The sequence below is a fragment of the Amycolatopsis sp. NPDC049252 genome (assembly GCF_043197175.1).
GTDB lineage: Bacteria > Actinomycetota > Actinomycetes > Mycobacteriales > Pseudonocardiaceae > Amycolatopsis.
The window spans coordinates 1-13611 of sequence record NZ_JBICSQ010000059.1; the positions used below are offsets into that span (position 1 = coordinate 1).

General features: G+C 71.9%; 16 protein-coding genes and 1 pseudogene. 12 read left to right on the plus strand and 5 right to left on the minus strand.

The features are described from left to right. Nucleotides 1-334: WD40 repeat domain-containing protein (locus tag ACGFMK_RS36410; RefSeq protein ID WP_392773293.1), on the plus strand; the 334-nt coding region annotated here is incomplete at its 5' end. 19 nt (nucleotides 335-353) lie between these two features. Here ACGFMK_RS36410 and ACGFMK_RS36415 read toward each other — a convergent pair. Further along, a pseudogene (locus ACGFMK_RS36415) lies at nucleotides 354-1074 on the minus strand (transposase family protein); the annotation flags it as partial. Between the two features lie 214 nt (nucleotides 1075-1288). On the opposite strand from ACGFMK_RS36415, the gene ACGFMK_RS36420 reads away from it, so the two are divergent. From ACGFMK_RS36420 to ACGFMK_RS36435, 4 genes are all read left to right on the plus strand, one after another. Then, nucleotides 1289-1798, plus strand: a complete 510-nt coding sequence (locus ACGFMK_RS36420) for a SigE family RNA polymerase sigma factor (RefSeq protein ID WP_392773295.1) — start codon at nucleotides 1289-1291, stop codon at nucleotides 1796-1798. After that, on the plus strand, nucleotides 1798-2688 hold the full coding sequence (locus tag ACGFMK_RS36425) for a hypothetical protein (RefSeq protein ID WP_392773297.1): 891 nt from the start codon (nucleotides 1798-1800) through the stop codon (nucleotides 2686-2688). Before ACGFMK_RS36420 ends, ACGFMK_RS36425 begins: the two co-directional genes overlap by 1 nt. 76 nt (nucleotides 2689-2764) lie before the next feature. Then, nucleotides 2765-4006 carry an NACHT domain-containing protein gene (locus ACGFMK_RS36430; protein ID WP_392773299.1) on the plus strand — a complete coding sequence of 414 codons (1242 nt, stop codon included), beginning with the start codon at nucleotides 2765-2767 and terminating at the stop codon, nucleotides 4004-4006. Beyond that, nucleotides 3961-4818: a hypothetical protein gene (locus ACGFMK_RS36435; RefSeq protein WP_392773301.1), complete on the plus strand. Its 858-nt coding sequence runs from the start codon at nucleotides 3961-3963 to the stop codon at nucleotides 4816-4818. Before ACGFMK_RS36430 ends, ACGFMK_RS36435 begins: the two co-directional genes overlap by 46 nt. Before the next feature lie 16 nt (nucleotides 4819-4834). Here ACGFMK_RS36435 and ACGFMK_RS36440 read toward each other — a convergent pair whose 3' ends face one another. Next, nucleotides 4835-5557 (minus strand): hypothetical protein, encoded by a 723-nt coding sequence (locus ACGFMK_RS36440; protein ID WP_392773304.1) that lies wholly within the window; start codon nucleotides 5555-5557, stop codon nucleotides 4835-4837. 92 nt (nucleotides 5558-5649) lie between these two features. Between ACGFMK_RS36440 and ACGFMK_RS36445 the strand changes: the two genes are divergently transcribed. The 6 genes from ACGFMK_RS36445 (at nucleotide 5650) to ACGFMK_RS36470 (ending at nucleotide 11231) form a co-directional block, all read left to right on the plus strand. Continuing rightward, nucleotides 5650-6627, plus strand: a complete 978-nt coding sequence (locus ACGFMK_RS36445) for a class 1 isoprenoid biosynthesis enzyme (RefSeq protein WP_392773306.1) — start codon at nucleotides 5650-5652, stop codon at nucleotides 6625-6627. A 254-nt stretch (nucleotides 6628-6881) separates the two neighbouring features. Then, a complete protein-coding gene (locus ACGFMK_RS36450; protein ID WP_392773308.1) occupies nucleotides 6882-7319 on the plus strand; it encodes an SRPBCC family protein in 438 nt (145 codons plus the stop codon). Beyond that, nucleotides 7320-8141, plus strand: coding sequence for a DUF1295 domain-containing protein (locus ACGFMK_RS36455; RefSeq protein WP_392773310.1), 822 nt, complete (start codon nucleotides 7320-7322; stop codon nucleotides 8139-8141). It begins immediately after the preceding gene. 26 nt (nucleotides 8142-8167) lie between these two features. Continuing rightward, nucleotides 8168-10423 (plus strand): catalase, encoded by a 2256-nt coding sequence (locus ACGFMK_RS36460; RefSeq protein ID WP_392773313.1) that lies wholly within the window; start codon nucleotides 8168-8170, stop codon nucleotides 10421-10423. A gap of 12 nt (nucleotides 10424-10435) precedes the next feature. Continuing rightward, a complete protein-coding gene (locus tag ACGFMK_RS36465; protein ID WP_392773315.1) occupies nucleotides 10436-10846 on the plus strand; it encodes an ankyrin repeat domain-containing protein in 411 nt (136 codons plus the stop codon). 64 nt (nucleotides 10847-10910) lie between these two features. Then, complete coding sequence (locus tag ACGFMK_RS36470) at nucleotides 10911-11231, plus strand: hypothetical protein (protein ID WP_392773318.1); 321 nt, start codon at nucleotides 10911-10913, stop codon at nucleotides 11229-11231. Between the two features lie 8 nt (nucleotides 11232-11239). Here ACGFMK_RS36470 and ACGFMK_RS36475 read toward each other — a convergent pair whose 3' ends face one another. Then, complete coding sequence (locus ACGFMK_RS36475; RefSeq protein WP_392773321.1) at nucleotides 11240-11653, minus strand: nuclear transport factor 2 family protein; 414 nt, start codon at nucleotides 11651-11653, stop codon at nucleotides 11240-11242. A gap of 86 nt (nucleotides 11654-11739) precedes the next feature. On the opposite strand from ACGFMK_RS36475, the gene ACGFMK_RS36480 reads away from it, so the two are divergent. After that, nucleotides 11740-12291: a TetR family transcriptional regulator gene (locus tag ACGFMK_RS36480; RefSeq protein ID WP_392773324.1), complete on the plus strand. Its 552-nt coding sequence runs from the start codon at nucleotides 11740-11742 to the stop codon at nucleotides 12289-12291. Nucleotides 12292-12300: 9 nt separating this feature from the next. On the opposite strand, the gene ACGFMK_RS36485 is transcribed toward ACGFMK_RS36480, so the two are convergent. Together ACGFMK_RS36485 and ACGFMK_RS36490 are read right to left on the minus strand one after the other, a co-directional pair. Then, nucleotides 12301-12987, minus strand: coding sequence for a ubiquinol-cytochrome c reductase iron-sulfur subunit (locus ACGFMK_RS36485; protein WP_392773326.1), 687 nt, complete (start codon nucleotides 12985-12987; stop codon nucleotides 12301-12303). Then, on the minus strand, nucleotides 12984-13577 hold the full coding sequence (locus ACGFMK_RS36490; protein WP_392773329.1) for an RNA polymerase sigma factor: 594 nt from the start codon (nucleotides 13575-13577) through the stop codon (nucleotides 12984-12986). The genes ACGFMK_RS36485 and ACGFMK_RS36490 overlap by 4 nt, the downstream gene beginning before the upstream one ends. Between the last annotated feature and the right edge of the window lie 34 nt (nucleotides 13578-13611).

Genomic DNA, 13611 nt, shown 5'->3' on the forward strand with positions numbered 1-13611 from the left:
CTTCGTGCTCCGCGTGGTCTTCAGCCCGGACGGCAAGTCACTGGCGAGCACGAGCGACGACCACACCACCCGGCTGTGGAACGTCGCCGACCCCGCGCACGCCGCTCCGCTCGGGCCGCCGCTCGCCACCCACAGCGCCGCCGTCGACGCCGTCGCGTTCAGCCCGGACGGCACCCAGCTGGCGACCGCGGCGGACGACCGCACCATTCAGCTCACGTCCATGAACGTCGAGCGGGCGATCGCCCGCATCTGCGCCACGACCGGATCGGACCTCACCGCCGCGGAGTGGGCCGCTCACGTCCCCGAAGCGGCGTTCTCCACCCCGTGCGGCTGAGAGCGTGCCGACTCGGGCAGTGTCTGAGGGCCGTCTCGTAACTGGCGTTGTGGTTGGTGGGACTGGTTTTGCGTAAGTCGGCGAGGATGATGTTGTTTTCATCCGGGACAGCGCGTGCTCGACCCGGGCTCGGACCTTGCCGTGGGTGGCGTTGAGGTCTTCCTTCCACCCGGGCAGATCGCTCCCGTCGCCGGGCTTTGCGGTAGGGCATGACGACCGCCGGGATGCCGTGGTAGCCGCCATCCATCACCGGCCGATCGGCGAGGTGCTCGGCGATGCCGCAGGCGCGATGGACGGTGCGGTCGTTGCGGCTGCCCGGCTGCGGGTCACCGGTGCCGATCACCAGTCGGGGCTCGGCGTCGATCGCGACCTGCACGAAGGCCCGAGTAGCGGTAGTTCTTCGACGGGATCGCCAGCCGGTGATCGCGGGTCGGGACCAGGGTGCCGTCCACGATCGCGACCGCATCGACCCGTCGTGTGCGGACCGGGGCCAGCGCCGGCAATGGACCGATCGTGTCGATCACCCGGTGCGCCGCGGAATGCGAGACCCGAACAGCGGTCCGATCTGGCGCATCGTCAGATTCGTCCGCCACCAGATCGCGACCGGCAACACCCGATCTGCCAGTGGCAACGCCCACTGCCGGCCCGGGCACGAGCTTGCGGAACTGGCCCGGCTCCGGCCCGGTGAACGCGGCAATCCACTCCGGCCGCGACGCTGTGTCACCTGCACCACAACCGATCTGATCCTTTGGCCAGTCGTTGCGGCTTCGGCCTCGCAGTGGGCATTGTCGACCACGTGCCGGCGCCGATCCCGATGTTTCTGGGGGAGCATCGGCCGCGTCCCGCGGCCTCCTGGCCTCCGCCTCCGTGGGCCCGTAGCTCGTCGATGGCGGCCGCCGGGCTATTTCGGAGGTAGCTGCAACAGGTTGGCTGGGTGGCGGCATCTTAAGAGGTGTGCAGTTCGAAGAGTTCTCGCGTGAGCAGCTGCCCGGGTTGGTGCGGTTCGCCGCGGTGCTGACCGGGGACCGTGAACTGGCTCAGGATGTGGTGCAGGACGCGCTCGTGCGGGCGCACCAGGGCTGGCGGCGGGTGGCGGCGGCGGATCGGCCGGACCTGTACCTGCGGAAGATGGTCGTCAACGGTTACGTCGGCTGGCGGCGCCGCTGGTACCAGCGATCCGTGCACGCCACCGCCGACGTCAGCCGGTTCCACCAGCCGACCGCGCCCGATCCGGCGGGGCGGATCGCCGACGCCGACCAGCTCACCGGTCTGCTCGCGCAGCTGAGCCGCGCCCAGAAGGCGTCGATCGTGCTGCGTTTCTACGAGGACCGCGACGACGACGAGATCGCCGAGGTGCTCGGCTGCGCGCCCGGCACGGTGCGCAGCCACATCTCGCGCGGCCTGGGTCTGCTGCGCGTCCAGCTCCACGAAAGCCGGCTCGACGAAGGCAAGGAGAGCGTGTGATGACCGACCTCGAGCAGGTGCGCCGTGTGCTGCGCGCGCAGGAGGCCCTGGCCCCCGATCCCGATGTTGTGCTGGCCGTCGCCACCCGCCGGATCCGGCGGCGTCGCACGACCGGCGTCGCCGCGGTGACGCTCGCGGTGGCCGCCCTCGGCGCGGGCGCCGTCGGGGTGCTGGATCGCGGCGGCCCGGCCCAGCCGCCGGCCACCCTGGCGAGTCCCTCGTCGACCCCCTCGACGTCCTCGCCGCCAGCGGCCGGGAAGGTGCCGCCGGCCGCGCCGGCGGTGAGCCTCGAAGACGGTTCCTGGGACCTGATGGTCTGGGCCGTCCAGCCGAACTTCGCCTCGGTGCAGTACGGGCAGGACCGCCGGTACTCGTTCGAGATCGAAGTCCGTGACGGCACCGCACCGGGCAGCGCCCTGCCCGCGAAACCGACGACGGCCGGTCAGCTCACCCATCCGGGCTCGGTCGCGTGGCGGGACGGACCGGATCGCTGGTTCTGGGTGCGGACCACGAAGCCGGTGACGGCCGCGGAAATGCTCGTCCTGCTCGGGAAGATCCACGCCACGCCGCCGGTGGTCGCGTCACCGCTGAAGTCGGTGCAGGTCCCCGAGGGGCAGAAGGTCGCCACGTTCACCAGCGAGCCCGACACCAACACCCTGGTGCTCTGCCCCGCGGAGGCCGTGGACACGGCCCCGCTCGACACCCGGTGTTTCTCCCTGTTCGTTTCGCTGTCCACGATCCTCGACGTCACGCGTAAAGCGTCGCCGAAAGACCCGCTGCCCGCGCGTCAGTACCGGACGCTCGGCGCCTACGCGATCGAAGTCGACAGTTCGTACGCCCACGAGGCGGCCGCGCTGGCCTTGCTGAATTCCGTGCAGCTCAACCGCTGAGCCGCTGAAGATCCGTCCGAAGGGCAACCGCCATCGGCTCCTTGAGCGGCGCCGGGCCGCCCGGTTGAATGGGTGGATGCAACGCCGGATCGTCGGACCCGCGGTCATCTGGATCCTCCTCGCATGCGGCGTGGTCTGGATCATCGTCCGGTACGGCGCGGGGCCGGTCACGGCGGTGTCCGGGGTGACGCTGGCGCTGCTGACCGCGGCCCCGTTCGCCCCGGCGGTCCGGCGCTGGTGGCTGCGCTCGGGGGCACCGAGCACGACGAGCCAGATCGACGAGGCCGCCCTCGTCCTGCGGGACGCCGTCCGCCGTCAGTGGACCGAGGAGGCCGGGCGGCGGCACCAGTTCGCCGAAGAGGACCGGATGGCCGTGCGCTGGGAGGTCGTGTCACGCCCGGCTCCACGCGGCGGTGAAGAACCACCCCTGCCGCACAGCGGGTCGATCGACGTCCTGCTCGAGGCGTACGCGGCCCGGGCGTGGCCGATGATCGTCGTCGGGGCCGCCGGTTCGGGGAAGACCGGCCTTTGTGTGCTGCTCACGCTGGAGCTGGCGAAGAAGGAGTCACAGCAACGGATTCCGGTGCTGTTCCAGCTGGCGTCGTGGGATCCGGCGGTGGACTTCGAACGGTGGCTGCTCGGCCGGCTCGACGAGGACTACCCGTTCCTGGCCGACGAGTCGCGCTGGGGCGCGACCGCGGCCCAGGACCTGCTCGCCGGCGGCCGGTTGCTGCCGATTCTCGACGGGCTCGACGAACTTTCGGAAGAGACCCGTGGCGTGGTGCTGCGCACGGTCCGGGAAAGCCCGGTGTTCGTCTCGCCCTTCGTGCTCACCAGCCGGACCGGGGAGTTCACCCAGGCGGCGGGACGGCGGACGGTCGGCGGGAAGACCGTGCTGCGGCTGCTGCCGATCGACCGGTCCGCGATGACGGCCTACCTGCGCGACGTGTTCAGCACCGACGTCGAGAGGTGGCTGCCCGTGCTGGGCGAGGTCGCCCGGCACCCGGACGGCGTGCTCGCCACCACGCTGACCAAGCCCCTCATGCTCTTCCTCGCCCGCACCAGCTACGAAGGACCGGAGTGCGAGCCGGCGGAACTGTCGACCCGAGCCGGTCCGGCACGGTCGAGCTGCTCGAACACCACCTGCTCGACCGGTTCGTGCCGACCGTGTTCGAACGGCGCGCCACCCCGCCGGGCCGGAACCCGGCGCGCCCGTCCGGTCGCTGGGGCCCGCGCGACGCCGAAACCGCGCTGGCGTTCCTCGCCCGGTACGTGCGCTCCGTCCGCACGGACGGGGACCGGGGTGCCGCCGATCTGAGCTGGTGGCAGCTCCACCAGTTCGTTCCCCGCGCGGTGTTCGTCCTGACCCCGGTCGTGCTCGGCACCATCAGCTGCGGGTTGCTGGGCTGGCTCCTGTTCGGGCTGTTCGACCGGCCGGTGTTCGGGCTCGTGTTCGGAGTGACGATCGGCCTGCTCAGCGGGATCGCCCTGGGTGTGGTCCGGCCCGAGCCCCCGCTGCGTTTTGTGCCCCGGTCCCCGCGGTGGAACGCGGCGGGGCGCCGATCGCTGCTCCAGGACCTCGGCTTCGGCGTGATCGGCGCGGCCTCGGGCGGGCTGATCGGCGCCACCCTCGCCACCGCTGTGCACGGTGTCGTCAGCGGCTTGATCTTCGGCCTGACGTTCGCGACGGTCCGGCGTTTCACCCGCCCGGCGGAGCCGAAGGCCGCAGTCACCCCGATCGGTGTGCTCCGCGGCGATCGCGCCGCAGTGCTTTACGGCGTCGCGGTCGGCGCCTTCGTGGGTATGCTCGTCGGCGCCGCGGGAGGTGTGGCGGTGCCGGAACTCGCGGCCCAGCTGATCTTCCCCCTGGGCGCGGTGCAACGCGGCCTGCTCGGGGGCGGCGTCGGCATGCTGCTCGGGGGCGGCGGGCTGGGCATGCTCGTGCTCGCCACCAGCGCGTGGGGCTACTTCGTCACCGCGCGAATCTGGCTCTTCGTGACCGGCGCGACGCCACTGCGGCTGATGCTGTTCCTGGACGACGCGCACAAGCTCGGGGTGCTGCGGCTGACCGGACCGCACTACCAGTTCCGCCACGCCCTGCTGCAGGACCGGCTGGCCACCCGCGGCTGAAGACGTTCCCGGCGCCTCACGCCGTGGTGTACACCTTTCCCGGGCCGAGCACCCAGAATGTCGTCTGGCTCGGTTCACGGCGCGGCGACGGCTGCGCGTGGTAGCGCGCACGGGGAAAGCGGACGCGCGCCCGGCGCGAGCCGCCCGACCGGACGACGGTGACGTCGGCGAGGTCCAGGTGCACCACCTCGATGGCGGTCCGCCGCGCCGGCCCCAGCGGATAGGCGAATTCGAGCTTCACCTGCGACGCGCGGCCGGCCGCCCGATCGACGTCCTGGTGGTCGAGCAGCAGCGTGACGTCTTCCGGGCGGGTCAGGTCGTAGGCCCGGACCCGGTCGTCGGCGCGCCGCGTGAACGGCGTGGCCACCTCGAAACCGACGACTTCGAAGGTGGCGGTACGCAGCACGGCCGACTGCGCGGCCAGCCACTGCGGCTCGAACGCGCGTTGCCGCCGGCGCAGCACGTCCAGCGCGAAGAGCCTGCCGAACAGGTCCAGCAGGAGCAGCGCGGCCGCGCCCAGGAACCACGGCCGCAGGGAGGGGACCACGGCGAACTGGGCGAGTGCGAGGGCGGCGACGCATCCCAGGTTGCGCAGGGTCCGGCGGCGGGCGTCGGCGAATCGCGGTTCGCGCAGGCGGGCCACCGTCGCCTCGATCCGAGCGGTCGCCAGCAGGGGGAAACGCAGGTCAGGGCGCAGAACGTCGGGCGGCGCGATCCCGGGGAGTTCGGCCGTGTTCACGGGGTTCCGCCTCTCGTGTCGGACGCGGTGGGCTCCAGCGTCCGCTCCGATCCACGCTCTGACAAGGCATCCGTGCTGTTAGCCTGCCGGATATGGGTGGAGTGCTGCGCGATGCGCTCGGCGTGGCGCGCTGCTTGCCGATGGCGGTGGGCCTGCCCCGCGTCGTCCGCTACCTGGTCCGTGATTCTCGGGACGTCGTGCGGGCGTTCGACCGGGTCGTCACCCCGCTCGTCGAGCGCACGGTCGGCGCCACCCCGTCGTTGTCCCGGGACGCCCAGGACGCCCTTCTGGCCACCAGCGTGAAGGTCGGGCTGGCCATGTGGAACTACGCGGACATGGCGGGAGAGCCGTTCGATCCGGCGCTGGCCGCCCTCGGCAGCTCGTTCACCCGTGTCTACGACGACCTCGTCGACAACTTCGACCGGCACGACCTCGACGACCGGCTTGCCGAGCTGTTCCGGGGCGGGCCGTTCGAACCGCAGTCCGGCGTGGAAGCCCTGCTGCTGGCCCTCTATCGCGAAATGGAGACCCGCATCGCTCGCTCCGGTGCTGACGCGATCTTCACCGTCGTGCGCGAGCTGCACGAGTACGAGCGGGAGTCGCGGAGGCAGCGCGACCCGCGTATCCCGCCGGCCGAAGTCGTGCGGATCACCCGCGGCAAGGGCGGGCTCGGGCTCACCGCGCTGTTCGCACTGCTGAGGCCGGGAATGCGGCCGGGTGAGCTCGACGTCCTGGTCGAACTGGGCGACGTGCTCCAGCTCCTCGACGACTACCACGACGTCGCGGTCGATCACCGCGACGGCGTGGTCACCGTGGCGACGCTGGGCGAACCGGGATTGGCGGCCCTGTGCCGGCAGGTGCGCGCCCTGCGGAGCCGGTTCGGCGCCGAGTACGGGCCCGGACGGGACTGCGGCCTGGTGGCGATGCTGTTCGTGATGCTGATCGGCGCCTTCGCGGCCGGACGGCGGCGACTCGACCGGCCGATCGCGGCCACGCGCTCACGACGGCGGTTCGTCCTGTTGTTCGCCCGAGCCGGCACACTCACCCCGCCAGGCAGCGGGGCTGAGTGAGCTGCTCCGGTGCCAGATGTCCTTTGTGGATATCGACCTGCCGGCCGAGTGGCTGGTCTCCGCCCGTGGTGGCGATCACGGCAAAACCGACGTGCGGTGGGACTACCCGTTTCGCCCCGTGGCAAACGCTTTCGGAGGCACACCTTTCGGGTCGGCTCTCACCCGCGTGAAGGGTTTCCGTCATCGGAAGCGGGGTAAACGGAGGGCCCGGCCAGAAGTTCGCCGACCACCACCCGGCGTCGAAAGGTTCCTCCATGACCACCGTCTCCCGCACGTTCACCGTCGAGCCCGCGCCCGAGGTCGTCGTCGCCTACCTGGCCGACTTCGGGCACGCCGAGGAGTGGGACCCGGGCACCGAGCGCTGCACCCGCAACGACAGCGGTCCGGTCCGGGTCGGCTCGTCGTGGCACAACACGTCGAAGATCGCCGGTGTCAGCACCGAGCTGACCTACACCCTCGAGCAGCTCGCGGACGACCGCGTCGTGCTGGTGGGCCGCAACGACACCGCCACCTCCACCGAGACCATCGAGGTCACGCCCGGCGGCACCGGGTCGAGCGTCACCTACACGAACGAGCTGCAGTTCAACGGACTGGCCAAGGTCGCGGCGCCGCTGGGCAAGGTGGTCTTCGAGAAGCTCGGCAACGACACGGAACGGCAGCTGACCGAGGTGCTGAACGGCCTGGTCCGCTAGGTGCCGTCCACGAGATCGAAGCGGCGCCGGGCGGTGGACACGGCGAACCTGCGGCGGGTGGCCGGGCTGTCGGCCGCGGTCGTGACCGTGGCACAGGCCGCCACCGCGGTCGTGGCACTCCGGAAGGGACGCCGTGACTACGCCGACGCCGTCTGGGGCCCCGGCCTGGCCGCCGTCGCCGTCGTGAGCGCTTTGGCCGGACGCGGTGACGCCCGGCGGCGCTGGGCGCTGGCGGCGGCCACCGTCGCGTGGGCGGCCCGGCTCGAGCGCCAGATGCTCGGCCGCCTGCGCGGTAGCGACGAAGAAGACCCGCGCTACACCGAATTCCTGGACGGTGCCTCGACTCCCGCCGTCGTGGGCAAGGTCTTCGTCACGCAGGGGCTGAGCCAGCTGCTCGTCTCGCTTCCGGTGCAGCTGGCCGCGGCCAGCGCCCTCCCGCGTGGCGGACGCCGGTGGCTGGCCCCGGCGGGGCTGGCCGTGATGGCCGGTGGGGCCGTGGTCGAGGCGCTGGCCGACCACCAGAAGGCCGGGTACGCCGAGCGGGACGAGGACGAGCGGCCGGACGTGCTCGACACCGGCCTGTGGGGCTGGTCGCGGCACCCGAACTACTTCGGCGACTCGCTGGTGTGGGACGGCGCCTGGCTCGCCGCGGCCGCTTCGGCACCCGGGCTGTGGACGCTGCCCGCGCCGGCGTTGATGAGCTACCTGCTGATGTTCGCCACCGGCGCCAAGCGCACCGAGAAACGCATGCAGGACCGGCCCGGCTACCGCGAATACCAGAAGCGCGTGGCGTTCTTCTTTCCCCGGCCACCGTCGAAATAACGCTTTCCCACCATCAGGAGGACGCAGTGGCCCCGAAAACCCCCGGCAAGCTGGTCAAGGCCGCACTCGAAAAGGCGGTGGAGAAGGTCACCGAGCTGACGAACCCCCCGATCCCCGGTGCGCCCGGCAGCGCACCGCCGTCCCTCGAAGAACCGGTCGATCCGCGTGCGCCGCTGCCACCGAAACCGGACCAGGACGGGCCGGAGACGGTGACCCCGACGGGTGCGCCGACCGGTGCCCCGAAATCGTCGATGGCGCAGCAGGGCGAATACCTCACCACGACGACCGGTGCCCGGCTGCCCGACACCGAACATTCCCTGAAGGCGGGGGAGCGGGGCCCGACCCTGCTGCAGGATCACCACCTGCGCGAGAAGATCATGCACTTCGACCACGAGCGCATTCCGGAGCGGGTCGTGCACGCGCGCGGCTACGGCGCGCACGGGGTGTTCGTCGGGTACGGCGCGGCCTCGGACGTCTGCCGGGCCGGCTTCCTCGCCCGCGGGGTCGAGACGCCCGTGTTCGTGCGGTTCTCCACGGTCGTCGGGTCGCGCGGGTCGGCCGACGCCGTCCGCGACACCCGGGGGTTCGCGACGAAGTTCTACACCCAGGAAGGCAACTTCGACCTGGTCGGCAACAACATCCCGGTCTTCTTCATCCAGGACGGGATCAAGTTCCCCGACGTCATCCACGCGGCCAAGCCACACCCGGACCGGGAGATCCCGCAGGCGCAGAGCGCGCACGACACCTTCTGGGACTTCGTCTCGACCCACACCGAAGCCACCCACCACGTGCTGTGGCAGATGTCCGACCGCGCGGTTCCCCGGTCCTACCGGACGATGGAGGGCTTCGGGGTGCACACCTTCCGGCTCGTCAACGCCGAGGGGGAGTCCGCGCTCGCGAAGTTCCACTGGAAGCCGAAGCTGGGCGTGCACTCCCTGGTGTGGGAGGAGGCGCAGCTGCTCAACGGCGTCGACCCGGACTTCCACCGGCGCGACCTCGCCGACGCCATCGAGTCCGGCGCGTTCCCGCAGTGGGAGCTCGGGGTGCAGATCTTCCCGGACACGCCGAGGCAGACCTTCGAGGGCATCGACCTGCTCGACCCGACGAAGCTGGTGCCGGAGGAGCTCGCGCCGGTGCAGCCGGTGGGGATGCTGACGCTCAACCGCAACCCGACGAACTACTTCGCCGAAACGGAGCAGGTCGCCTTCCACGTCGGGAACCTGGTGCCCGGCATCGACGTCACCGACGACCCGCTGCTGCAGGCGCGGCTGTTCTCGTACCTGGACACCCAGCTGACGAGGCTCGCGGGCCCGAACTTCAACCAGATCCCTGTCAACCGCCCGCTCGTGCCGGTCAACGACCTGACGCGGGACGGCTTCCACCAGCAGGCGATCCACTGCGGGGTCGCCCCGTACAAGCCGAACACCCTGGACGGCGGCAACCCGTTCGAGGCCGGCCCCGACGACCGGCCGTTCACCGAGGTGGCGCAGCCGCTGCCGAAGTCCGCGAAGGTCCGGCAGTCGCCGGTGTCGTTCGCCGACCACTACACGCAGGCGCGGCTGTTCTGGCTGAGCTTGTCACCGGTCGAGCAGCAGCACGTCGTGCTGGCGTTCACCTTCGAGCTCGGCAAGTGCTACGAGCAGGCGATCAAGGAACGCGAGCTGCTCGTGCTGGCCAATGTGGACCGTGAGCTGTGCCAGCAGGTGGCGCAGGGGCTCGGTCTGCCCGCCCCGGCCGTTCCCGGGCGGCAGAAGCGGGTCACGCCGAGCCCGGCGCTGTCCCAGCTCGGCGGGACGTGGCCGACCGACGGCCGCATCATCGGGATCGTCGTCGATCCCGCCGACCTCGACGGCGTGCGCACGGTCCGCGAGACCATCCTGGCCGAGGGCATGGTGCCGCTGCTGATCGCGCCGACCGGCGGGCCGCTCGACGCCGACGGCGGGCTCGTCGCCCAGCGCACCTTCCTCACCGCTCGCTCGGTGGAGTTCGACGCCCTGCTGCTCGCGGGCAGCCCGCCGCCCGGGGCGGACGTGCTGCCGGCCGAGGGACCGGAGGCCGGCGCCGCCGTCGATCCGCGCGTGATCCTCATGATCCAGGAGTGCTTCCGCCACGCGAAGGTGCTCGGCGCCTGGGGGAGCGGCCGCACCGCGCTCGAAGCCGCCGGCTGTGCGGACGGGCCGGGGATCGTCCTGGAGGACGATCCGGCGAAGGCGCTGACGAAGACGGCGAAGCTGCTCGGCGCCCACCGCGTGTGGGAACGGTTCCCCGTGTCGCTCTCCTGAGAAAGGCCGGTCGTGACCGAAGCACTCACCGAGGAGGAGCTCGACTACCTCCGCTCGCTGTTCGACCTCGCCCGCACCGGCGACACCGGACGGCTGGCGGAGGCGATCGACGCCGGGATCCCGGTGAACCTCACCACCGCGGCCGGCGACTCCCTGCTCATGCTCGCCGCGTACCACGACCACCCGGACACGGTCCGGGCGTTGCTGGCCCGGGGCGCCGACACGGCACGGGTCAACGACCGGGGCCAGACCGCGCTCGGGGCGGCGGTGTTCCGCCGCTCCGAGCCGGCCGTCACCTGCCTCCTGGCCGCCGGTGCGGATCCCGCCCTCGGCCCGCGCTCCGCGCTCGACATCGCCCGGTTCTTCGAGCTGCCGCGGATGCTGCAGCTCCTCGAACAGCCTGGTGGCAAACCGGATGTATGAGAGCGGGCCGGGCGGGGTACCAGGGCCGCACACGTACTCGTGGCAGGACCTGAGGAGGGATCGCATGGTGCCGGGTGACAGGGTGATGGCCGGGACGAGGGACTGGCAGGACACCGAAGAGGTCCGCCACGACCTCGACCTCATTCTCGTGCAGCTGTCCAGCCGCCAGGCGCGCCTGGTCCGGCGGTTGTCGGCCCCGGGCCCGCACCCGGTGACGCGGGCCGAGATCGACGAGATCGGCGCGGTGAACTGGCTGGCGGAGGCCTTCTGGTTCCGGCATCCGCTGGTGCGGACCAGCGGCGGCACCGCGATGATTCCCGAGGAAGCACGGGGCTTGGTCGCGGCGCTCCTGGACTCCCGGCCGGGAGCGGTGCCCGCGGCTTGACCGCCCGTTCAACCGGCGACGCTGGCCAGGGTTTCGGCCAGTACCAACGGGTTGAGGTAGTCGCGGTAGGAGACGACCAGGCCGTCCCGGATCCGGAGGACCGCGATGATCGTCTGGTGGAAGGGCGCGCCCGTGGGGACGACCGTGCCGTGGACGTCGTACTCGACGATCACCACCTCCGGGTCGGTGGTCTCGTGGATCACCGTGTTGCGGTATTCGTCGAACCTGACGAGCCCTTTCGCTTGCGCCGTCAGGAATTCGCGGATCTGTTCGCGGCCCTCCAGGCGGTCCGGGACGCCGGCCGGGCGGTACGGCCACTCGATGTAGCCGTCCGGGGCGATCAGGCCGACGAACGTGTCGGTGTCCATTGCGAGGCCCGCGCGCAGGACCCGCTCGACGACTTCGCGTGAGGTGGCGGTCATGGCTGCTCCCAGTTCGTTGAACGCTCGTTGATTGAACGACTGTAGAACGAACTGGCCCGCCGGGTCAACGCCCGTAGAATGAACGCGTGACCAGAGCAGCGCAACGCCGCCAGAGCGAGGAGCGGATCCTCGCCGCGGCCCGCAGGATCTTCGCCGAGCTCGGCTACGACCGGACCACGATCCGGGCCGTCGCGGCGGCCGCCGGGGTCGACGGGGGTCTGGTCATGCACTACTTCGGCAGCAAGGACCTGCTCTTCGCCCGCGCCTCCGAGATCCCCGCCGACGAGCTGCCCGGCGGCACGGCCGACGAGGTGGCCGAAGCGCTGCTCACGTCGCTGGGCCGCCGCCTGACCGACGAGCCGACCGCGTCCCTGGCGGTGCTGCGCTCGATGCTCACGAACGCCGACGCCGCCGATCGCTACCGCGCCGCGGGGGAGCCGCAGCTCAACCAGCTCACCGAGGCGATCCCGTCGGCCGACGCCGACCTGCGCGCGAGCCTGCTCAGCGCGATCGTCCACGGCGTGATCGCCGAGCGCTACCTGCTGCGCCTCACCCACCTCGCGGACGCGTCCCCCGAGCAGATCGTCGACCTGCTCCGGCCGTGCTTCCAGAGCCTGGCGTCGCCGCCGGAACAGTAGGCCCCGGGGTCACGCCCCGGCCGGTGGCACCAGCACCTCGACCACACCACCGGACTCCCGGACGACCAAGCGGGGCAGCGCCGCGGGTTTCACCGGGAGCTGGTGCCGCAGCACCGCGCCGTCGACGGCGAACGACGTGCGGTGGCACGGGCAGGTCAGCTGCCGCGCGGGCGCGTCCAGGTTCAGCCGGCAGCCCAGGTGCGTGCAGGTCGCCGACACCGCGAGCACCTGACCGCCGGACCGCCGGACGAACCCCGCCACGGCCCCGAAGTCGAACGGCAGCACCGCGCCCTCGGGCAGGTCGTGCGCCGCGGTGACGGCACGCCACTCGCCGCCGTCCGGCCGCAGCGTCGTGTCCGGGGGAGGCGGGGACGCGGCCGGTTCGGCACCGGACGTCACGAGGTATTCGACGCCGGCGCCCGCCGCGGCTGCCACCGCGGCGGCCGACGAGACCTGGATGAACCGGCGCCGGGTGCCGCCGGGCGCGGGCCGCGCGGGTTCCCCCAGCTCCGCGGCGAGCCGCCGGTGCAGCTCGGTGACGAACTCCTCGCCCGCCGCCCCGGACCCCGGGCGGGCGGCGCGCAGCAGCACGGCCGTGCGCAGCTCGGCCTCGTCCGCCGGGCTGGCCGCGAACGGGCGCGGCCGGCGCCGGCGCAGGAGGTCCTTGACGAACCGGCGGACGCCCCGAGTGCTCACGTCTCCATCCCTTCCGCCGGCCCTTCCGCCAGCTGCGCCGCCTGGCGCAAAGCGCGGTGCTGCAGGACTTTCGCGTTGCCGACCGTCGTGCCCAGCTCGGCGGCCGCCTCCTTGAGCGAGCACGCCTGCAGGAACCGCAGCCGCAGGATCCGGCCGTAGCGTTCCGGCAGCTGCGCGAGGATCGCCTCGGCCCGGGCCAGCGTGCCCGGGTCCGGGACGTCGGCCTCGAACGCGGCGATGTCGCGTTCCTCGTCGAGCGTGGTGATCTCCCGGCCGAGCGTGCGCCGCCAGTGGCCGGCCAGCACCGTCCGGGCGGTCGCCAGCAGGTAGGCCCGGACCTCGCCGACGCTCGCCGAAACGCGCAGCGGCCGCAACGCGGTCAGGAACACCTCCGTGGTGAGGTCCTCCGCGTCGGGCCGGTTGCCCACCTTCGAGAACATCAGCCGGAAGACGCGGTCGACGTTGTCGCGGTAGACCGCTTCCCAGTCCGGGTAGGCGTCCGCGCCGACCACGTGCAGCCGCGCGGGCGGTGTCCCGCCCTCGTCCTCCCGCTCGGCGCGCCTGCGCCGGAACCGCTGTGCCACCGGCACCGCCCGCCTTCTCCCCGCCAATTCTTCCCGCTGC

Bases quoted from the DNA above. Each gene is read 5' to 3' on its own strand.
- ACGFMK_RS36425 (WP_392773297.1), top strand. From the start codon at position 1,798: ATGACCGACCTCGAGCAGGTGCGCCGTGTGCTGCGCGCGCAGGAGGCC.
- ACGFMK_RS36470 (WP_392773318.1), top strand. From the start codon at position 10,911: ATGGTGCCGGGTGACAGGGTGATGGCCGGGACGAGGGACTGGCAGGAC.
- ACGFMK_RS36475 (WP_392773321.1), bottom strand. From the start codon at position 11,653: ATGACCGCCACCTCACGCGAAGTCGTCGAGCGGGTCCTGCGCGCGGGC.
- ACGFMK_RS36430 (WP_392773299.1), top strand. From the start codon at position 2,765: ATGCAACGCCGGATCGTCGGACCCGCGGTCATCTGGATCCTCCTCGCA.
- ACGFMK_RS36445 (WP_392773306.1), top strand. From the start codon at position 5,650: ATGGGTGGAGTGCTGCGCGATGCGCTCGGCGTGGCGCGCTGCTTGCCG.
- ACGFMK_RS36450 (WP_392773308.1), top strand. From the start codon at position 6,882: ATGACCACCGTCTCCCGCACGTTCACCGTCGAGCCCGCGCCCGAGGTC.